Source organism: Pseudomonas morbosilactucae (genome assembly GCF_023241665.1).
Lineage (GTDB): Bacteria > Pseudomonadota > Gammaproteobacteria > Pseudomonadales > Pseudomonadaceae > Aquipseudomonas > Aquipseudomonas morbosilactucae.
This window is the reverse complement of sequence record NZ_JALQCX010000033.1, coordinates 206,292-224,919: the sequence shown is the minus strand read 5'-3', so window position 1 is coordinate 224,919 and position 18,628 is coordinate 206,292. Positions and strand designations below refer to the sequence as shown.

Sequence of the window (18,628 nt, the reverse complement as noted above, 5' to 3'; positions counted from 1 at the left end):
AAGGCGTCCTCACGGGCCCCTTCGCCGGCAAGCCGGCGCCTACAGGGGCTGGCTCGTTAAGCCAGCTTTTCGAACTTCAGGTCCCACACGCCGTGGCCCAGGCGTTCGCCGCGACGCTCAAACTTGGTGATCGGGCGTTCGGTCGGGCGCGGCACGCATTTGCCGTCCTCGGCCAGGTTACGGTAACCCGGGGCCACGTTCATCACTTCCAGCATGTATTCGGCGTAGGGCTCCCAGTCGGTGGCCATGTGCAGAATGCCGCCGACCTTGAGCTTGCTGCGCACCAGCTCGGCGAAGGAAGCCTGGACGATGCGACGCTTGTGATGACGGCTCTTGTGCCAAGGGTCGGGGAAAAACAGCATCAAGCGATCCAGGCTGTTGTCCGCGATGCAACGGTTGAGCACTTCAATGGCGTCGCAATCATAGACCCGCAGGTTGCTCAGGCCCTGGGTCAGCACGCCATTGAGCAGCGCGCCGACACCCGGGCGGTGAACTTCCACGCCAATAAAGTCCTGCTCCGGCGCCGCCGCAGCCATTTCCAGCAGCGAGTGGCCCATGCCGAAGCCGATTTCCAGGGAGCGCGGGGCCGAACGGCCGAACACCTGGTCGAAATCCACCGGCGCGTCGGCCAGGGGCAGCACGAACAGTGGCGCGCCCTGCTCCAGGCCTTTTTGCTGGCCTTCGGTCATGCGCCCGGCACGCATCACAAAACTCTTTATGCGGCGGTGCTGGCGCTCGTCGCCGGCTTCCGGCTGGATAGGCGTGTCGTTTGATTCAGTCATCAATGGCTCTTACTTGATCAGACCATCCAGCGGCGAAGAGGCGCTGGCATAGAGTTTTTTCGGCATGCGGCCGGCGAGGTACGCCAGGCGGCCCGCGACAATCGCATGTTTCATGGCTTCGGCCATCAAAATCGGCTGCTGGGCGTGGGCGATGGCGGAGTTCATCAGCACCGCTTCACATCCCAGTTCCATGGCGATGGTGGCGTCGGAGGCGGTACCGACACCGGCATCCACCAGCACCGGGACCTTGGCTTCTTCGAGGATGATCTGCAGGTTGTAAGGGTTGCAGATCCCCAGGCCCGTGCCGATCAGGCCCGCCAGCGGCATGACCGCGATGCAGCCCATTTCCGCCAGTTGGCGAGCGATGATCGGGTCATCGCTGGTGTACACCATCACGTCGAAACCTTCCTTGACCAGCACTTCGGCGGCCTTGAGGGTTTCCAGGACGTTGGGGAACAGGGTCTTCTGGTCGGCCAGCACTTCCAGCTTGACCAGGTTGTGGCCGTCCAGCAGCTCGCGGGCCAGGCGGCAGGTGCGCACAGCTTCCACGGCGTCATAGCAGCCGGCGGTGTTGGGCAGGATGGTGTAGCGATCCGGCGGCAGGATATCCAGCAGGTTCGGCTCACCCGGGTTTTGACCGATGTTGGTGCGGCGCACGGCCACGGTCACGATCTCGGCACCCGAGGCTTCGATGGCCAGGCGGGTTTCTTCCATATCGCGGTACTTGCCGGTGCCTACCAGCAAACGTGACTGGTAGGTACGACCGGCCAGGACGAAGGGCTTGTCGCTACGAACATTGCTCATCGGAAATCCTCTGTTGGGGTGAGGTTCTTGCAGAATTCTTGCGCTATGCGGGGCCTGGGCCCAAGGGGCTAGCCGCCGCCGATGGCGTGGACCACTTCGATTTGGTCACCCTCTTTAAGGAGGGTTTCGCCGTGCTGGCTGCGCGGAACGATATCCAGGTTGAGCTCTACCGCGATCCGCCGCCCGGTCAGTTCCAGGCGGGTCAGCAGGCCCGCAACGGTCTCGCCGTCAGGGAGTTCAAAGGATTCACCGTTCAACTGAATGCGCATGCTCGAGGCCGCCATCATTTTTAGGGGCCAGCATTCTAGCCCGATCGTGACCCAAAGGTCAGCTACAAGCGTCAGGCGGCGAGCTGTAGGCGCCAGGCGGCAAGGCCCAGGAAGAACCAGCCAAGCAGGAAGGCCAGGCCGCCAAACGGGGTGACGATGCCCAGCTTGCTGATGCCGGTCAGGGTCAGCAGGTACAGGCTGCCGGAGAACAGCAGGATACCGATCACGAACGACACCCCGGCCCAGGTCACCAGGCGCCCGGGGATATGGGTGGCCAGCAGGGCTACGCCGAACAGGGCCAGGGTGTGCACGAGCTGATAGGTGACGCCGGTGTGGAAAATCGCCAGGTACTCGGCGCTGAGCCGACTCTTCAGGCCGTGGGCGGCAAATGCGCCGAGGGCGACACCGGTAAAGCCGAAAAAGGCGGCCAGCATCAAGAAGCCACGCAACATGGGGAACTCCAGTCAGAATCATCGGGCAGGGTCTGTATAATGGCCCGCTTCCACGGGTTCGGCCAAGCCATCTCTATGCTGCGTTTACTCTTTCGTCGCCTCACTAAAGCCCTGCTCTGGTTTGTAGCGGGCAGCATCTTGCTGGTCCTGGTGTTTCGCGTGGTGCCGCCTCCGGGCACGGCGCTGATGGTCGAGCGCAAGGTCGAGTCGTGGTTCGATGGCGAGCCCATTGACCTGCAACGCACCTGGAAACCCTGGGATGAGATTTCCGACAACATCAAGGTGGCGGTGATCGCCGGTGAGGACCAGAAGTTTCCCGAGCACTGGGGCTTCGATATCGACGCCATCCAGGCAGCCCTTGCCCACAACGAGCGCGGCGGCTCGATCCGCGGCGCCAGCACCCTGAGCCAGCAAGTGTCGAAAAACCTATTCCTGTGGTCGGGGCGCAGTTGGCTGCGCAAGGGCCTTGAAGCCTGGTTTACCGGGCTGATCGAAATCTTCTGGCCCAAGCAGCGGATTCTTGAGGTTTACCTCAACAGTGTGGAGTGGGATGAAGGCGTGTTTGGCGCCGAAGCGGCAGCACGGCACCACTTTGGCGTCAGCGCGGCCTCACTGACACGCCAACAGGCCAGCTTGCTGGCGGCGGTGCTGCCTAACCCGCGGGTCTGGAGCGCCGGGCATCCCAGCACCTATGTCCTGCAACGCGCAGGCTGGATTCGGCGGCAAATGAGCCAACTGGGCGGCGCCGAGTACCTCAGCAAGCTGAATGATTCGCGCACAGCGCCCTGGACCAACTAACCGCAGGAGCCGGCTTACCGGCGATAAAGCCCCTGAGGTTGGCCTTGAATCTGCTGGCGCTATCGCTGGTAAGCCAGCTCCCACAAGGTCACAGCGTGGGCCGGAAACAAAAACGCCCCGATCAATGATCGGGGCGTTTTTTTACGCGTTGTGGCTTACGCGGCAATCGATAGCTTCAGCTTGTTCATCGCGCTTTTCTCAAGCTGGCGAATCCGCTCGGCCGACACGTTGTACTTCTGTGCCAGGTCGTGCAGCGTGGCTTTCTCTTCCGCCAGCCAGCGCTGGTAGAGGATGTCGCGGCTGCGGTCGTCCAGCACTTCCAGGGCTTCATGCAAGTTGCTGGTGGAGTTGTCGGTCCAGTCGGCATCTTCCAGTTGGCGCGCCGGGTCGTAACGGTGGTCTTCCAGGTAGTTAGCCGGCGATTGGAAGGCGCTGTCGTCGTCCGCTTCCGCAGCGGGGTCGAAGGCCATGTCCTGGCCGGTCAGGCGACTTTCCATCTCGCGCACTTCACGCGGCTCAACACCGAGGCTTTCGGCCACGCGGTGGACTTCTTCGTTGTTCAACCAGGCCAGGCGTTTCTTCTGGCTGCGCAGGTTGAAGAACAGTTTGCGCTGGGCCTTGGTGGTCGCCACTTTCACGATGCGCCAGTTACGCAGGATGAACTCGTGGATTTCCGCCTTGATCCAGTGCACAGCAAAGGACACCAAGCGCACACCCATTTCCGGGTTGAAGCGCTTCACGGCTTTCATCAGGCCAACGTTGCCTTCCTGAATCAGGTCAGCCTGGGCCAAACCGTAGCCGGAATAGCTACGGGCGATATGTACAACAAAACGCAGGTGGGCGAGCACCATCTGCCGAGCCGCCTCAAGATCCTGCTCATAGTAGAGACTCTCGGCCAGTTCACGCTCCTGCTCAGGGGTCAGCAATGGAATGCTGTTCACCGTGTGCACGTAGGCTTCCAGGTTTGCGCCTGGAACCAAGGCATAAGCAGGTTGCAAAGAAGTGGTCATACGAAAAAACCTCCGACTCACATAACTCGTGCAGTTCAGCACTGCGAAAATTGACCGGGAACCGCAGAACAAGTTCCCATAAATGCTGAAAGGTCAATACAAGCAAAAAGACATTACTTCGGTGCCAGTTCCCTCAGGTGACGGGCCACCGCAATCCACGCACCGATATAACCCAACAGCACCGCGCCTAGCAAGAGCGACAGACCATCTGCGACCGGCACACCCGCGAGGGCGAAATCACTGCCGTACAAACCGGCCAGCCCGACGACCGCATCGTTCAGCCAGTTGAGGCCGAACGCCAGGACGCCCCAGGACAGAAGCCCGGCACCGAAGCCGTACAACGCCCCCATATAAAGGAAGGGACGCCGCACATAGCTGTCTGTGCCGCCGACGAGTTTAATCACTTCTATCTCGATGCGGCGGTTTTCAATATGAAGACGAATGGTATTGCCTATCACCAAAAGTAATGCAGACACCAACAGCACCGTCAGGCCGAAGACAAAGCGGTCCCCCAGCTTGAGGATCGCCGCCAGCCGCTCGACCCAGACCAGGTCCAGCTGCGCCAGTTGCACCTTGGGCATATCCGCCAGGCGCTGACGCAAGGCTTCCAGGGTTGGCTTGTCGACTTCATCCGGGGTCACCAGCACCACGCCCGGCAGCGGGTTGTGCGGCAGCTCGCGCAAGGCCTCGCCCAAGCCGGACTGCTGCTGGAATTCCTGCAGGGCCATGTCCTTGCTGATGAACTCGGCGTCCGCCACACCCGGCAGGCCTTTGATCTGCTGACTGAGCTGCTCGCCCTCGGTGGCGCTGGCATCCAGCTCCAGGTACAGGGAAATCTGCGCCGCCCGCTGCCAGGAACCGCCCAGACGCTCGACGTTGTTCAGCAACAGCGACAGGCCCATGGGCAAACTCAGGGCCACGGCCATCACCAGGCAGGTAAAGAAGCTGCCGATCGGCTGCTTGCCCAGGCGCCGCAGGCTGTCCAGCAAGCTGGCGCGATGGCTTTCGATCCAGGCACGCAACAAGGTGCCGAAATCCGGGCCGTCGTCTTCGTCGTGTTTTTTCTTCGACGGTTGCGGGTCGGAGGCTTTGGGCGCTACGCGCTCAGCCACTTTAGGGGTGCGAGTGGCACTCATACGCCGGCCTCCCCATCACCGATCAAGCGACCGCGTTGCAGGGTCAGCATGCGATGGCGCATGCGCGCGATCAGCGCCAGGTCGTGACTGGCGATCAATACGCTGGTGCCCAGGCGATTGATGTCTTCGAACACCCCCATGATTTCCGCCGCCAGGCGCGGGTCGAGGTTACCCGTGGGTTCATCCGCCAGCAGCAAGGCCGGGCGATGGACGATGGCGCGGGCGATACCGACACGCTGCTGCTGGCCGGTGGAGAGGTCCCCCGGGAACAGATCGGTCTTGTCCGACAGCGCCACGCGCTCCAGGGCCGAATCCACACGCTTGGCGATTTCCGCCTTGGACAGGCCGAGGATTTGCAGCGGCAAGGCGACGTTGTTGAACACGGTGCGATCGAACAACAGCTGGTGGTTCTGGAACACCACGCCGATCTGCCGACGCAGAAAAGGAATCTGCGCGTTGCTGATCTGCCCCAGGTCCTGCCCGGCCAGCAACAACTTGCCGCTGGTGGGGCGCTCCATGGCTAGCAGCAGGCGCAGCAAGGTACTTTTACCGGCACCGGAGTGCCCGGTGACAAACAGAAACTCGCCGCGACGGACTCGAAAGCTCAGCTCATGCAAGCCGACGTGACCGTTCGGATAGCGTTTACCGACCTGTTCGAAACGAATCATGAACGCTCCCGCTCGGCAAACAGTGCCTGGACAAAGGGTTCGGCTTCAAAGGTACGCAGATCATCGATGCCTTCGCCAACACCGATATAACGGATCGGCAGGCCAAATTGCTTGGCCAGGGCGAAGATCACCCCGCCTTTGGCGGTGCCGTCGAGCTTGGTCAGGGCCAAACCGGTGAGCTGCACCGTCTGGTTGAACTGCTTGGCCTGGTTGATGGCGTTCTGACCGGTACCGGCGTCCAGCACCAACAGCACCTCGTGAGGCGCGTCGGCGTCGAGCTTGCCGATCACCCGGCGCACCTTCTTCAGTTCTTCCATCAAATTGTCTTTGGTGTGCAGGCGACCGGCGGTGTCGGCGATCAGCACGTCGATGCCGCGGGCCTTGGCAGCCTGCACGGCGTCGAAGATCACCGAAGCCGAGTCCGCACCGGTGTGTTGGGCAATCACCGGGATCTTGTTGCGCTCGCCCCAGACCTGGAGCTGCTCCACCGCCGCCGCACGGAAGGTGTCACCCGCGGCCAGCATGACTTTCTTGCCTTCCAGTTGCAGCTTCTTCGCCAGCTTGCCGATGGTGGTGGTCTTGCCGGCGCCGTTGACGCCCACCACCAGGATCACGAACGGCTTGTTCTGGGCGACGATCTGCAGCGGCTGCTCCACAGGCTTGAGCATGCCGGTGAGTTCGGCCTGCAACGAGGCGTACAGCGCGTCGGAATCGGTGAGCTGCTTGCGCGCCACCTTCTGGGTCAGGTTCTGGATGATCACCGACGTGGCTTCAACCCCTACGTCAGCGGTCAGCAGACGGGTTTCCAGGTCTTCCAGCAGCTCGTCGTCGATGGTTTTCTTGCCCAGGAACAGGCTGGCCATGCCTTCGCCAATGCTGGCGCTGGTCTTGGACAGGCCCTGCTTGAGGCGAGCGAAGAAACCGACCTTGCCTTCTTCGGCGGTGCGAACAGGCTCGACCACAGGCTCGGGCTCCACAAGCGCCACCGGCTCGGCTACAGGAGCAGGAGCAGGAGCAGGAGCAGGAGCAGGAGCAGGAGCAACAGGCTCAGGGGCAACGAATACGGGGGCTAGCGGAGCCTCGGCCTCGACCACTGGCGCCGGTGTAGTCACAACCACCTCAGCCACCGGCTCGGGGATAACGTCCAGCACCGGAATAGGCGGGGCGACGTGTTCGGCCTGGGTGTCTTCCACCAAGGCCACCGGCTCTTCCGCCACCGGCAAGGTCAGCCAGGGCTCGTGCTCGGGCGGCGGGGTCAGGGGCAACTCGGCAGTTGGGACCGGCTCAGGTTCGGCCTCGACACGGGGCTGCAGCACCGGCTCCGCAAGCGGCAGGACCACCGGAGCCGGCGTTTCGGCGATGGGGGGTTGTTCGGCAACGGGCGCCGGAGCGGCCTCGGAAGGGACTTGCGGCTGTTCGACGACGGTTTCCTGCGGTTTCTTACGCAGCCATCCGAACAGGCCTTTCTTCTCGCCAGCCGCAGCTGGGGTCTTCTTGTCGTCGTTGGAACCAAACATGGAGGACGGCTATCTCAAGGTAGCGATGCGCCAAGGTGGCGCCTCGGTAAATAAATATTCGATGCAGAACAGACTGCGTTTAATCCAGCTTGTTCACGCGCAACATTTTGTTGAAGTGCCAACGGGCGCTTCAAAGATCGATTTCACTCAGGACTGGAACGGCAAAATCGGCGAAAAAGCGAAGTTTAGCTGATAAAAACCGACCTTCCGCAGCAAACCCATACAACCTGACCCGGCACAAAGGCCCGATAGGCGTGGCCGCCGCCAAAACGGATCAGTATCCTAGCACCTCCTCGCCCGCCGACGCTAAGACCAAGCGGGCAGCCCAACAGGTTTAAAAACGAATGAATGCTCTAGCCCGCCGCGCTGCAGGCCTGCTGCTCAGCACAGTTTGTCTGCCCCTTTCAGCTTTGGCTGCCGACCCCCAACCCACCCATGAATTCACCCTGGATAACGGCCTCAAAGTGGTCGTGCGCGAAGACCATCGCGCGCCGGTTGTGGTCTCCCAGGTCTGGTACAAGGTCGGCTCCAGCTACGAAACCCCGGGCCAGACCGGTTTGTCCCATGCCCTGGAACACATGATGTTCAAAGGCAGCGAAAAGGTCGGCCCCGGCGAAGCCTCGCTGATCCTGCGGGACCTGGGCGCCGAAGAAAACGCCTTCACCAGCGACGATTTCACCGCCTACTACCAAGTACTGGCCCGCGACCGCCTGGGCGTCGCCTTCGAGCTGGAAGCCGATCGCATGGCCAGCTTGCGCCTGCCGGCCGACGAGTTCGCCCGCGAAATCGAAGTCATCAAGGAAGAACGTCGCCTGCGCACCGATGACAAGCCGATGTCCAAGGCCTACGAGCGCTTCAAGGCCATGGCTTACCCGGCCAGCGGCTACCACACGCCGACCATCGGCTGGATGGCCGACCTCAATCGCATGAAAGTCGAGGAGCTGCGCCACTGGTACCAGTCCTGGTACGTGCCGAACAACGCCACCCTGGTGGTGGTCGGCGACGTCACCCCGGACGAGGTGAAAACCCTGGCCCAGCGTTACTTCGGCCCGATTCCCAAGCGTGATGTGCCCGCTGCGAAGATCCCCATGGAACTGGCCGAACCCGGCGAGCGCCAGATCACCCTGCACGTGAAAACCCAACTGCCGAGCCTGATGCTGGCCTTCAACGTGCCAAGCATCGCCACCACCGAAGACAAGCGCTCGGTCAACGCCCTGCGCCTGGCCTCGGCTCTGCTCGACGGCGGCTACAGCGCGCGCATTCCGACCCAACTGGAGCGCGGCGAAGAGCTGCTGTCCGGCGGTTCCACACGCTATGACGCCTACACCCGGGGCGACAGCCTGTTCATGCTCTCGGCCACCCCCAACAGCCAGAAGAAAAAAACCATCGCCCAGGCAGAAGCCGGCCTGTGGCGCATGCTGGAGCAGTTGAAAACCACCCCGCCGAGCGCCGAGGAGCTGGAACGCGTGCGCGCCCAGGTCATCGCCGGCCTGGTCTTCGAGCGTGACTCCATCACCAGCCAGGCCAGCTCCATCGGCCAACTGGAAACCGTCGGCCTGTCCTGGAAGCTGATGGACACCGAACTGGCAGAACTGCAAAGCGTGACCCCGGAAGACATCCAGAAAGCTGCCCGGACCTATTTCACCCGCGAACGCCTGAGCGTGGCCCACGTATTGCCTGAGGAGTCCGCTCATGAATAAGCGCAAGACTGCATCCCCGATCCTGCTCGGTCTGGCGCTGCTGGCCCTGATCATTGCCGCCGGCCTGTACCTGTTGCGCTCCAGCGAGTCCAAGGCCAGCCAGGCCCTGGACCAGGCCAAGAGCAGCCAGAAGCTGCAGTCCCTGGCCGAACTGGACGGCAAGGCACCTAGCCATCGCAACCTGAATGTGCAGACCTGGAACACCGCCGAAGGCGCCAAGGTGCTGTTCGTCGAAGCCCGCGAACTGCCGATGTTCGACCTGCGCCTGATCTTCTCCGCCGGCAGCAGCCAGGATGGCAACGCCCAGGGCCTGGCCCTGCTGACCAACGCCATGCTCAACGAAGGTGTGGCCGGCAAAGACGTCGGCGCCATCGCCCAGGGCTTTGAAGGCCTGGGCGCGGACTTCGGCAACGGTGCCTATAAAGACATGGCCGTGGCCTCCCTGCGCAGCTTGAGCGCGGTGGATAAGCGCGAGCCGGCCCTGAAGCTGTTCGCCGAAGTCGTGGGCAAACCGACCTTCCCTGCCGACTCCCTGGCGCGGATCAAGAACCAGATGCTCGCCGGTTTCGAATACCAGAAGCAGAACCCCGGCAAGCTGGCCAGCCTGGAGTTGATGAAGCGCCTGTACGGCGATCACCCTTACGCCCATGCCAGCGATGGCACCGCGAAAAGTGTTCCGGGCATCAGCCTCGACCAACTGCGTGCATTCCACGCCAAGGCCTACGCCGCTGGCAACGTGGTGATCGCCCTGGTTGGCGACCTGTCCCGCAGCGACGCCGAAGCCGTCGCCGCCCAGGTATCGGCTGCCCTGCCCAAGGGCCCGGCCCTGGCGAAGATCGCCCAACCCAGCGAACCCAAGGCGAGCATCGGTCATATCGAGTTCCCATCCAGCCAGACCAGCCTGATGCTGGCGCAACTGGGCATCGACCGTGACGACCCGGACTACGCGGCCGTGTCCCTGGGTAACCAGATCCTCGGCGGCGGTGGCTTCGGCACCCGCCTGATGAGCGAAGTCCGGGAAAAACGCGGCCTGACCTACGGCGTCTACTCGGGCTTCACCCCGATGCAGGCCCGCGGCCCGTTCATGATCAACCTGCAAACCCGCGCCGAGATGAGCGAAGGCACCCTGAAACTGGTGCAGGACGTCCTCGCCGACTACCTCAAGACCGGCCCGACCCAGAAAGAACTGGACGACGCCAAGCGCGAACTGGCCGGCAGCTTCCCGCTGTCCACCGCCAGCAACGCCGACATCGTCGGGCAACTGGGCGCCATGGGCTTCTACAACCTGCCGCTGAGCTACCTCGAAGACTTCATGCGCCAATCCCAGGCGCTGACGGTGGAACAGGTCACGACCGCGCTGAACAAACACCTGAGCGTCGACAAGATGGTCATCGTCACGGCCGGCCCTACCGTTGCACAAAAGCCGTTGCCGGCCCCTACTGATAAACCCGCCGAGCAACCGCTCGGGGTTCCGGAGCATTGATGGCCCGTTCACCGCATCCCAGCAAGAAACCCGTTCACAACCAGCACAACGGTGTGGGCAACCTGCGCATCATCGGCGGCGAATGGCGCAGCCGTAAGCTGAGCTTCCCCGACCTGCCGGGCCTGCGCCCCACCCCGGACCGGGTGCGGGAAACCCTGTTCAACTGGCTGGCGCCTTATGTAGCCGGGGCCAAGATCATCGATCTGTTCGCCGGCAGCGGCGCGGTGTTCCTTGAAGCCCTGTCCCGCGGCGCCGCCTCGGGCCTGGCCCTAGACAGCAGCAACGTTGCGATCTCCAGCCTGCGCGAGCACCTGGGCACCCTGCGTTGCACCGTGGGCCAGGCGCAGACCGCTGACGCCCTGCGCTACCTGGAAAGCCAGCCGGCAACACCGTTCGACCTGGCCTTCCTCGACCCGCCGTTCAACCAGAACCTGCTGCCTGCCGCCTGCGCCCTGCTGGAAGAGCGTGGCTGGCTGGCGGACAACGCCTGGATCTACACCGAAAGCGAAACCGCGCCCTCTACCCTGGGCCTGCCCGGGACCTGGCGCCTGCATCGTGAGCAAAAATCCGGGCAGGTGTATTACGCGTTGTGGCAACGTATGGCAGACACCGCCGGTTAACCCATCGGCCTGAAACATGTGCGCAGCCTGCTGCGCACCGCTGCCCTTGAGAATCACCGTGCCCCTATCGCCTGCCGCCCCCTTCTCTCCCGCCTTCGGCCTCGGCAACCCGCACCTGCAGACCCTGTGGGGCCCGTTGTGGCGCAAAACCACCCACCTGGAACGCCCGCGCGAGCGCCTGTGGCTCGAAGACGGCGATTTTCTCGATCTGGACTGGCACGGCCCGCATACGGCGGACGCGCCCTTGGTGCTGGTGCTGCATGGCCTGACCGGCTCGTCCAACTCGCCGTATGTGGCGGGCCTGCAAAAAGCCCTGGCGACTCGAGGCTGGGCCAGTGCAGCACTGAATTGGCGCGGCTGCTCCGGCGAACCCAACCTGTTGCCCCGCAGCTATCACTCCGGCGCCAGCGAAGACCTGGCCGCCGCCATCGATCACCTGCGGGCCAAACGGCCCCTGGCGCCGCTGTACGCCGTGGGCTATTCCCTGGGCGGCAATGTGCTGCTCAAGTACCTGGGGGAACGGGCCGCCGACAGCCCGCTGCGGGGTGCAGTGGCGGTGTCGGTGCCGTTTCGCCTGGACCAGTGCGCGGACCGTATCGGCCAGGGGTTCTCCAAGGTCTACCAAGCGCACTTCATGCGCCAGATGCTGGCCTATATCAGGGACAAGCAACGCCGCTTCCAGCACGACGGGCGCCATGAAGGCCTGGCCACCCTGGCCAAACTCGGCTCCTTGGAGAAGATGCGTACCTTCTGGGATTTCGACGGCCGGGTCACCGCACCGCTGCACGGTTTCGCCGACGCCACGGACTATTACCGCCGCGCGTCCAGCCGTTATTTCCTCGGGCAGATCCACAGCCCAACCCTGATCATCCAGGCCGCGGACGATCCCTTTGTCTTCCCCCACAGCCTGCCGCTGGCAGAAGAGTTGTCGCCCAGCACCGAGTTCGAGTTGCAGGCCAAGGGCGGGCACGTGGGCTTTGTCGAGGGCTCGCTGCAACACCCCGGTTACTACCTGGAGCGGCGGATTCCAGAGTGGCTGGCCGGCCTGGAGCGGCACTGACCCATGGACGGCAACCAGGGCGAATCCATCCGGTTCTGGCAAAGCGCACCGCTGGCGGGAGTCGAACTGCTGTCGGCGCGCTACATCGAGCAGCGCTTCGTGCCCCACGTTCACGATGGTTTCGTGATCGGCATGATCATGGCCGGCGCCCAGCGCTACCGTTATCGCGGCGCGGAACACCTGGCCGGCAGCGGCACTCTGGTGCTGATCAACCCAGACGAATTGCACACCGGCGCCAAAGGCACCGAGAACGGCTGGCTGTACCGGGCGTTCTACCCGGATAACCAGCAGATCGTGACCCTGCTCGACGAGCTGGAACTGCCCAGCGACCCGCTGCCGGCCTTCGGCGCCACCCTGTACCGCGACCCGGACCTGGTCAGCGGGTTCTGCCGCCTGCACCACCTGCTGGAAAGCCCGGCCACTGCCCTGCAGCAGCAAACCCTGTGGCGGGAAATGATGCTTCAGCTGTTGCAGCGTCATGCCGGGGTCAACAGCCCGCGGCAACCGGGGCAGGAACACCGGGCCATCGTCCAGGCCAAAGAGTTGTTGCGCGCCCAATTGGCGGCCCCGCCGTCCCTGGAAGAGCTGGGCGCAGCGGTGAATCTATCGCCCTTTCACTTCGCCCGGGTGTTTCGCCGCGCCACCGGGGTTCCACCCCATACCTGGCTGATGCAGCAACGGATCGCCAAAGCCCGGGCACTGTTACGCGACGGCTGCCTGCCGCTGGAAGTGGCAACGCAATTGGGCTTCGCCGACCAGAGTCACCTCAGCCGGCAGTTCAAGCAGGTGTATGGCGTGGCGCCAGCGGCCTATCGCGCCGCCGTGCTCTAGGAGCCGGCGGCACTTGGCGCCGCGCCATCATGGGTTCAGTCACCGGTGGCGATGGCTCGCTGGGGGTCGGTGATCCACTCGCTCCAGGAACCCGCGTACAGCTGCGCCAAGGGGTAACCCGCCAGGCACAGGGCAAACAGGTTGTGGCAGGCGGTCACGCCCGAGCCGCAATAGGCCACCAGCCCGTCCACCGAACGATTGCCCAACTGGGCGGCGAAGCGCTGCTTGAGCTGCTCCGCCGGCAGGAAGCGCCCGTCGCTGCCCAGGTTGTCGCTGAAGGCTGCACATTGGGCACCGGGAATATGCCCAGCCACGGGGTCGATCGGCTCGACTTCACCGCGAAAACGCGGCAAGGCACGGGCATCGAGCAGGGTCAGCTCCGGCTGGCCCAGGCGCTGCTGCAGTTGTTCGGCGCTGAGCAGCAAGCGGTTGTCGGGCCGGCCGACAAAGCTGCCGGGCACACTGGACGGGGCATCCAGGCTCAGGGGCAAGCCGGCGCCGTGCCACGCCTTGAGGCCGCCATCGAGGATAAACACGCCATCGCGCTTGCCCAGCCAGGCCAGCAACCACCAGGCCCGTGCGGCAAAGGCGCCGGGACCGTCGTCATACAGCACAATGTCGCTGTTCGCCTCGATGCCCCAGGCCCGCAGGCGCGCCAGCAATGGCTCCGCCTGGGGCAACGGGTGGCGCCCGGTCAGGCCCTTGCTCACCGGCCCGCTGAGGTCCCGCTCCAGATCGGCAAAATGCGCCCCGGCAATATGCCCTTCGCTATAGCTGCGCTGCCCGTAGTCGGGGTCCTCCAGGGCAAAGCGGCAGTCCAGAATCACCAGGCCGGGCTGCTCTTTCCTCTGGTCCAGGGCAAGCGGGCTGATCAGTTGCGCAATGGGCATAGCGGGCTCCTGTGAATGGGTCAGGGATTGATCCTACTGCACTTCTTCCAGCGCCTGGGCCAGGGGCACATAAAACTCCTCAAACAGACGCTTGACCGCCTCCCGGGCCTGCTCGGTGACAAAACCGGCCTCCAGCACCAGCACTTGGTAAACCCCGCGCTTCATCGCTTGTTCACTGAGGTGGGCGGAGTTTTCCCGGGTGGTGCACAGAAAGCGCACCCAAGATGTGAGGATGATCCAGGCATTGAGGGTCAGGGCTTCGATCTGCACCTTGTCCATGGCCAGGATATCGGCCTCGACGAACCGCTCGTAGATGGCCGCGCCCTGGACCAGGCAGCGCTGGGAGAAGCGTTGATAACGCGCCGCCAGCTCGGGGTCGCTGTCGAGCAGGTGCTCCAGGTCACGGTGCAAGAAGCGGTATCGCCACATGCCGACCAGCAGCGCCTGCAGGTAATGGCGCTTGTCTTCCACAGTCACCGGACGCTCCTGGGGCGGGCGCAGGAAGCTGTCCACCAGGGTTTCGTACTCCTGGAACAGCACGGCGATGATCGCCTGCTTATTGGGGAAGTGGTAGTACAGGTTGCCCGGGGAGATCGCCATATGCGCCGCAATATGGTTGGTGCTGACAGTGCGTTCGCCCAACTGATTGAACAGCTCGAGGCTGTTCTGGACGATGCGTTCGCGAGTTTTGATCCGTGGGGCCATGGGCTTGAGCTTTACTCACTGAAAAGGCTGGTCGGCATCTTACGACCTATCCTCGACCGGATAAATCGCAGACCGTCTGGAGTAGAGTTTGACAAATTAGAGTATAAACTCTAAAAACTAGCCACCCCCAAATCACTGGAGCCGTCCATGCCTGCCGAAATCGCTTACCTACAGGATTCCCATCAGCACCCGGACGCGCTCGACACGCTGTTTGCCGCCCAGCGCCAAGCCTATGCGGCCAACCCCATGCCCCCCGCGGCGCAACGCCAGCAGTGGCTCAAAAGCCTCTCGACCCTGCTCAGCAACGAACGCCAGGCGCTGATCGACGCCATCAGCCAGGACTTCAGCAACCGCAGCGCCGATGAAACCCTGCTTGCAGAACTGATGCCCAGCCTGCACGGCATCCACTACGCGAACAAACACCTCAAGGGCTGGATGAAAGCCTCGCGGCGCAAGGTCGGCCTGGCGTTTCAGCCCGCCTCGGCCAAGGTCATCTACCAACCGTTGGGGGTGGTTGGGGTCATCGTGCCGTGGAACTACCCGCTGTATCTGGCCATTGGCCCGCTGGTGGGCGCGCTGGCCGCCGGCAACCGGGTGATGCTCAAGCTCAGCGAGTCGACCCCGGCCACCGGCCAGTTGCTCAAGAGCCTGCTGGCGCGGATCTTTCCCGAAGACCTGGTGTGCGTGGTGCTGGGCGAGGCGGAAGTGGGCATGGCCTTTTCCAGGCTGCGCTTTGATCACCTGCTGTTCACCGGTGCCACCAGCATCGGCAAACACGTGATGCGCGCCGCCGCCGAGAACCTGACCCCGGTGACCCTGGAACTGGGCGGCAAGTCCCCGGCCATCGTCTCCAGCGACGTGCCCCTCAAGGACGCCGCCGAGCGCATCGCCTTCGGCAAGACCCTCAACGCCGGGCAGACCTGCGTGGCCCCCGACTACGTGCTGGTGCCGGAAGACCGCATCGGCGCCTTCGTCGAGGCCTACCGCAAGGCCGTGCGCGGCTTCTATCCCAAGCTCCAGGACAACCCGGACTACACCGCGATCATCAACCCCCGGCAACTGGCCCGGCTCAACAGCTACCTCAGCGACGCCACCGGCAAGGGCGCGTTGCTGATGCCGATCTTCGAGCAGAACCAGGAGCGGCGCATGGGCCACAGCCTGCTGCTCAATGTCAGCGACGACATGACGGTGATGCAGGACGAAATCTTCGGCCCGATCCTGCCCGTGGTGCCCTACAAGACCCTGGACCAGGCCTTTGCCTACATCAACCAGCGCCCAAGGCCCCTGGCGCTGTATTACTTCGGCTATGACAAGGGTGAGCAGAACCGGGTGCTCAACGAGACCCACTCCGGCGGCGTCTGTCTCAACGACACCTTGCTGCACGTGGCCCAGGACGACCTGCCCTTCGGCGGCATTGGCCAGTCCGGCATGGGCCACTACCACGGCCATGAAGGCTTCTTGACCTTCAGCAAGGCCAAGGGCGTGCTGACCAAGCAACGCTTGAATGCGGCGCGGCTTATTTACCCGCCTTACGGCAACGCCATCCAGAAACTGATCCAGAAGCTGTTCATTCGCTGACCAGCACCTCGCCGGGTAATAACCATCGGGTAATAACAACAATGACCCCAAGCCTGTCTGAATCACCCGCGCTGTCACGGCGCGGCCTGCTGAAAATCGGCCTCTGCGCCAGTGCCTTCCTCGCCACGGCTGGTCTCGGTGCCAGCCTCAGCGGCTGTTCCGCCAGCACCCCAGCCAGCGGCTTCGCCAACCTGCGCAGTGGCGACCTGCCATTTCTGCGGGCGCTGGTCCCGGTGATGCTCGACGGTGCAGTCACGGCCACGGCAATGCCGGCGGCCATCGAAGGCACCCTCAAATGCCTGGACAACGCCCTGGATCACCTGTCGCCAGAGATGCTCAAGCTCACCCGCCAACTGTTCGACGTACTGGGCATGGCCGTGACGCGCGGGCCCCTGACCGGCATCTGGGGCCGTTGGGAAAACGCCAGCGCCGAGGACATCCGGCGCTTTCTCCAGCGCTGGGAAAACAGCGCCTTGTCCCTGTTGCGCATGGGCCACGCCTCGCTGCTGCAACTGGTGATGATGGCCTGGTACAGCCGCGCCGAATCCTGGACCCATTGCGGTTATCCAGGCCCGCCCACGGTCTGACCCGCGCCATGGCTGCGACACCACAATAAAAAGAGAGCGCCCGATATGCCCGTCCCTGATCTGTTCCGCGAAGGCCTGGCCCGCGGCTGGAAAACCTACAACGCCTCACAACTCGAACAGGACCTGACCCTGGAAGCCGACGTCGCCATCATCGGCAGCGGCGCCGGCGGCGGGACCACCGCGGAAATCCTCAGCGCCGCCGGCTACAAGGTGCTGTTGATTGAGGAAGGCCCGCTGAAAACCAGCAGCGATTTCAAGATGCTCGAAGACCAGGCCTACACCAGCCTTTATCAGGAAGGCATCGGGCGCATGAGCAAGGACGGCGCCATCACCATCCTCCAGGGCCGCGCCGTGGGTGGCACCACACTCATCAACTGGACGTCGAGCTTCCGCACCCCGGACCCGACCCTGGAGCACTGGGCCGCCGAACACGACGTCAAAGGCCACAGCAGCAGCGAAATGGCCCCCTGGTTCGAGAAGATGGAGCAACGCCTGGGCGTCGCCCCCTGGATGATTCCTCCCAACGCCAACAACGACGTGGTCCGCAAAGGCTGCGAGCAGCTCGGCTACAGCTGGCACGTGATCCCGCGCAACGTGCGCGGCTGCTGGAACCTGGGTTATTGCGGCCTGGGCTGCCCGACCAATGCCAAGCAATCGATGCTGGTGACCACCATCCCGGCCACCCTGGAGCACGGCGGCGAGTTGCTGTACCTGGCGCGGGCGGAGCGCCTGCAGATCAAGGATGACAAGGTCAGCGGCCTGGAATGCATGGCCATGGACTCACGCTGCGTGGCCCCCACCGGGCGCCGTATCACAGTCAAAGCCAGGCACTACGTGCTGTCCGGCGGCGGCATCAACAGCCCGGCCCTGCTATTGCGCTCCGACGCACCCGACCCTCACTCGCGCCTGGGCAAGCGGACCTTCCTGCATTTGGTGAACTTCTCCGCCGGGCAGTTCGATGAGGTGATCAACCCGTTCTACGGCGCGCCGCAGTCGATCTACTCCGACCACTTCCAATGGCTGGACGGCACCACCGGAAAAATGTCCTACAAGCTCGAAGTACCACCCCTGCAACCGGCCCTGGCCAGCACCTTGTTGGGCGGCTTCGGCCCCCAGAGCGCCCTGAGAATGGAACAACTGCCCCACACCCACGCCATGCTGGCGCTGCTGCGGGACGGCTTTCACCCCGACAGCATCGGCGGTAGCGTCGAATTGCGCAGCGACAACACCCCGGTGCTCGACTACCCGGTGTCGCCCTACACCTGGGACGGCCTGCGCCGGGCCTTCCACAGCATGGCGCAGATCCAGTTCGCCGGCGGCGCCAAGACAGTGATGCCGCTGCACAGCGACGCACACTTCGTCAAAACCCTGGCCGAGGCCAAAAGCATGATCGACGGCCTGAGCCTGGAGCTGTACCGCACCCGCCTGGGCAGCGCCCACGTCATGGGCGGTTGCGCCATGGGCGAAAACCCGAAAAATGCCGTCACCGACAGCCTGGGGCGCCACCACCAACTGCAGAACCTGTCGATTCATGATGGCTCGCTGTTTCCCACCAGCATCGGCGCCAACCCCCAGCTGTCGGTCTATGGGCTGACCGCGCAACTGGCCACGGCCTTGGCCGAACGCCTGAAAAATCCTTGAAAAGACGCTTATTCGTCGCGTCTATAGTGCTTTCTTCCGTAACAGGCGACTTGGCCGACCGGAAAGGCTGCGATACCATCCGACTCCCCAACGGACT

20 protein-coding genes are annotated in these 18,628 nt (G+C 63.5%); 10 read left to right on the top strand and 10 right to left on the bottom strand.

From position 1 onward, the window contains the following. Positions 1 to 56: 56 nt before the first annotated feature. The 4 genes from trmB to M1B35_RS18520 all read right to left on the bottom strand — a co-directional run bounded on the left by trmB (position 57) and on the right by M1B35_RS18520 (position 2,307). On the bottom strand, positions 57 to 782 hold the full coding sequence (gene trmB, locus M1B35_RS18535) for a tRNA (guanosine(46)-N7)-methyltransferase TrmB (RefSeq protein WP_123327639.1): 726 nt from the start codon (positions 780 to 782) through the stop codon (positions 57 to 59). A 9-nt stretch (positions 783 to 791) separates the two neighbouring features. Further along, positions 792 to 1,586, bottom strand: a complete 795-nt coding sequence (locus M1B35_RS18530) for a thiazole synthase (RefSeq protein ID WP_078473523.1) — start codon at positions 1,584 to 1,586, stop codon at positions 792 to 794. A gap of 68 nt (positions 1,587 to 1,654) precedes the next feature. Continuing rightward, complete coding sequence (gene thiS, locus M1B35_RS18525) at positions 1,655 to 1,855, bottom strand: sulfur carrier protein ThiS (protein WP_185039009.1); 201 nt, start codon at positions 1,853 to 1,855, stop codon at positions 1,655 to 1,657. Between the two features lie 71 nt (positions 1,856 to 1,926). After that, complete coding sequence (locus tag M1B35_RS18520; RefSeq protein WP_123327640.1) at positions 1,927 to 2,307, bottom strand: DUF423 domain-containing protein; 381 nt, start codon at positions 2,305 to 2,307, stop codon at positions 1,927 to 1,929. 75 nt (positions 2,308 to 2,382) lie between these two features. Here M1B35_RS18520 and mtgA point away from each other — a divergent pair, with 75 nt between their 5' ends. After that, positions 2,383 to 3,105, top strand: a complete 723-nt coding sequence (gene mtgA / locus M1B35_RS18515; RefSeq protein WP_123328116.1) for a monofunctional biosynthetic peptidoglycan transglycosylase — start codon at positions 2,383 to 2,385, stop codon at positions 3,103 to 3,105. Between the two features lie 155 nt (positions 3,106 to 3,260). Here the strand turns inward: mtgA and rpoH are convergent, their stop codons facing one another. The 4 genes from rpoH to ftsY form a co-directional block, all read right to left on the bottom strand. Then, complete coding sequence (gene rpoH, locus M1B35_RS18510) at positions 3,261 to 4,115, bottom strand: RNA polymerase sigma factor RpoH (protein WP_123327641.1); 855 nt, start codon at positions 4,113 to 4,115, stop codon at positions 3,261 to 3,263. Between the two features lie 113 nt (positions 4,116 to 4,228). Next, positions 4,229 to 5,251, bottom strand: a complete 1,023-nt coding sequence (gene ftsX, locus M1B35_RS18505; RefSeq protein ID WP_123327642.1) for a permease-like cell division protein FtsX — start codon at positions 5,249 to 5,251, stop codon at positions 4,229 to 4,231. Further along, entirely contained in the window at positions 5,248 to 5,919 is a 672-nt protein-coding gene (gene ftsE, locus M1B35_RS18500; RefSeq protein WP_123327643.1) for a cell division ATP-binding protein FtsE, read from the bottom strand. Before ftsE ends, ftsX begins: the two co-directional genes overlap by 4 nt. Next, the gene (gene ftsY, locus M1B35_RS18495; protein ID WP_268262723.1) at positions 5,916 to 7,436 is read right to left on the bottom strand and encodes a signal recognition particle-docking protein FtsY; all 1,521 of its coding nucleotides are present in this window, start codon (positions 7,434 to 7,436) and stop codon (positions 5,916 to 5,918) included. Before ftsY ends, ftsE begins: the two co-directional genes overlap by 4 nt. Between ftsY and M1B35_RS18490 the strand changes: the two genes are divergently transcribed. From M1B35_RS18490 to M1B35_RS18465, 6 genes are all read left to right on the top strand, one after another. Beyond that, positions 7,435 to 7,629, top strand: a complete 195-nt coding sequence (locus M1B35_RS18490; RefSeq protein WP_123327645.1) for a hypothetical protein — start codon at positions 7,435 to 7,437, stop codon at positions 7,627 to 7,629. The genes ftsY and M1B35_RS18490 overlap by 2 nt on opposite strands. Positions 7,630 to 7,780: 151 nt before the next feature. Next, on the top strand, positions 7,781 to 9,136 hold the full coding sequence (locus M1B35_RS18485; protein ID WP_268262722.1) for a M16 family metallopeptidase: 1,356 nt from the start codon (positions 7,781 to 7,783) through the stop codon (positions 9,134 to 9,136). Then, a complete protein-coding gene (locus M1B35_RS18480) occupies positions 9,129 to 10,619 on the top strand; it encodes a M16 family metallopeptidase (RefSeq protein ID WP_268262721.1) in 1,491 nt (496 codons plus the stop codon). The genes M1B35_RS18485 and M1B35_RS18480 overlap by 8 nt, the downstream gene beginning before the upstream one ends. Further along, positions 10,619 to 11,239 carry a 16S rRNA (guanine(966)-N(2))-methyltransferase RsmD gene (gene rsmD / locus M1B35_RS18475; protein WP_123327648.1) on the top strand — a complete coding sequence of 207 codons (621 nt, stop codon included), beginning with the start codon at positions 10,619 to 10,621 and terminating at the stop codon, positions 11,237 to 11,239. The genes M1B35_RS18480 and rsmD overlap by 1 nt, the downstream gene beginning before the upstream one ends. 58 nt (positions 11,240 to 11,297) lie before the next feature. Further along, entirely contained in the window at positions 11,298 to 12,299 is a 1,002-nt protein-coding gene (locus tag M1B35_RS18470) for a hydrolase (protein WP_268262720.1), read from the top strand. Positions 12,300 to 12,302: 3 nt separating this feature from the next. Next, on the top strand, positions 12,303 to 13,130 hold the full coding sequence (locus M1B35_RS18465; RefSeq protein ID WP_268262719.1) for an AraC family transcriptional regulator: 828 nt from the start codon (positions 12,303 to 12,305) through the stop codon (positions 13,128 to 13,130). A 35-nt stretch (positions 13,131 to 13,165) separates the two neighbouring features. On the opposite strand, the gene M1B35_RS18460 is transcribed toward M1B35_RS18465, so the two are convergent. Both M1B35_RS18460 and M1B35_RS18455 read right to left on the bottom strand, forming a co-directional pair. Then, entirely contained in the window at positions 13,166 to 14,020 is an 855-nt protein-coding gene (locus M1B35_RS18460) for a sulfurtransferase (RefSeq protein WP_268262718.1), read from the bottom strand. A gap of 33 nt (positions 14,021 to 14,053) precedes the next feature. Further along, positions 14,054 to 14,725: a TetR/AcrR family transcriptional regulator gene (locus tag M1B35_RS18455; RefSeq protein WP_268262717.1), complete on the bottom strand. Its 672-nt coding sequence runs from the start codon at positions 14,723 to 14,725 to the stop codon at positions 14,054 to 14,056. 147 nt (positions 14,726 to 14,872) lie between these two features. On the opposite strand from M1B35_RS18455, the gene M1B35_RS18450 reads away from it, so the two are divergent. The 3 genes from M1B35_RS18450 to M1B35_RS18440 are packed head-to-tail and all read left to right on the top strand — an operon-like array spanning position 14,873 to position 18,531. Next, positions 14,873 to 16,303 carry a coniferyl aldehyde dehydrogenase gene (locus M1B35_RS18450; RefSeq protein WP_123327653.1) on the top strand — a complete coding sequence of 477 codons (1,431 nt, stop codon included), beginning with the start codon at positions 14,873 to 14,875 and terminating at the stop codon, positions 16,301 to 16,303. 41 nt (positions 16,304 to 16,344) lie between these two features. Then, positions 16,345 to 16,890, top strand: coding sequence for a twin-arginine translocation pathway signal protein (locus M1B35_RS18445; RefSeq protein WP_123327654.1), 546 nt, complete (start codon positions 16,345 to 16,347; stop codon positions 16,888 to 16,890). 45 nt (positions 16,891 to 16,935) lie between these two features. Beyond that, complete coding sequence (locus M1B35_RS18440) at positions 16,936 to 18,531, top strand: GMC family oxidoreductase (protein ID WP_268262716.1); 1,596 nt, start codon at positions 16,936 to 16,938, stop codon at positions 18,529 to 18,531. The last annotated feature ends 97 nt before the right edge of the window (positions 18,532 to 18,628 follow it).

Coding starts and splice junctions, on each gene's coding strand:
- trmB (WP_123327639.1), bottom strand. CDS start 782: ATGACTGAATCAAACGACACGCCTATCCAGCCGGAAGCCGGCGACGAG.
- M1B35_RS18530 (WP_078473523.1), bottom strand. CDS start 1,586: ATGAGCAATGTTCGTAGCGACAAGCCCTTCGTCCTGGCCGGTCGTACC.
- thiS (WP_185039009.1), bottom strand. CDS start 1,855: ATGCGCATTCAGTTGAACGGTGAATCCTTTGAACTCCCTGACGGCGAG.
- M1B35_RS18520 (WP_123327640.1), bottom strand. CDS start 2,307: ATGTTGCGTGGCTTCTTGATGCTGGCCGCCTTTTTCGGCTTTACCGGT.
- mtgA (WP_123328116.1), top strand. CDS start 2,383: ATGCTGCGTTTACTCTTTCGTCGCCTCACTAAAGCCCTGCTCTGGTTT.
- rpoH (WP_123327641.1), bottom strand. CDS start 4,115: ATGACCACTTCTTTGCAACCTGCTTATGCCTTGGTTCCAGGCGCAAAC.
- ftsX (WP_123327642.1), bottom strand. CDS start 5,251: ATGAGTGCCACTCGCACCCCTAAAGTGGCTGAGCGCGTAGCGCCCAAA.
- ftsE (WP_123327643.1), bottom strand. CDS start 5,919: ATGATTCGTTTCGAACAGGTCGGTAAACGCTATCCGAACGGTCACGTC.
- M1B35_RS18490 (WP_123327645.1), top strand. CDS start 7,435: ATGGAGGACGGCTATCTCAAGGTAGCGATGCGCCAAGGTGGCGCCTCG.
- ftsY (WP_268262723.1), bottom strand. CDS start 7,436: ATGTTTGGTTCCAACGACGACAAGAAGACCCCAGCTGCGGCTGGCGAG.
- M1B35_RS18485 (WP_268262722.1), top strand. CDS start 7,781: ATGAATGCTCTAGCCCGCCGCGCTGCAGGCCTGCTGCTCAGCACAGTT.
- M1B35_RS18480 (WP_268262721.1), top strand. CDS start 9,129: ATGAATAAGCGCAAGACTGCATCCCCGATCCTGCTCGGTCTGGCGCTG.
- rsmD (WP_123327648.1), top strand. CDS start 10,619: ATGGCCCGTTCACCGCATCCCAGCAAGAAACCCGTTCACAACCAGCAC.
- M1B35_RS18465 (WP_268262719.1), top strand. CDS start 12,303: ATGGACGGCAACCAGGGCGAATCCATCCGGTTCTGGCAAAGCGCACCG.
- M1B35_RS18460 (WP_268262718.1), bottom strand. CDS start 14,020: ATGCCCATTGCGCAACTGATCAGCCCGCTTGCCCTGGACCAGAGGAAA.
- M1B35_RS18455 (WP_268262717.1), bottom strand. CDS start 14,725: ATGGCCCCACGGATCAAAACTCGCGAACGCATCGTCCAGAACAGCCTC.
- M1B35_RS18450 (WP_123327653.1), top strand. CDS start 14,873: ATGCCTGCCGAAATCGCTTACCTACAGGATTCCCATCAGCACCCGGAC.
- M1B35_RS18445 (WP_123327654.1), top strand. CDS start 16,345: ATGACCCCAAGCCTGTCTGAATCACCCGCGCTGTCACGGCGCGGCCTG.
- M1B35_RS18440 (WP_268262716.1), top strand. CDS start 16,936: ATGCCCGTCCCTGATCTGTTCCGCGAAGGCCTGGCCCGCGGCTGGAAA.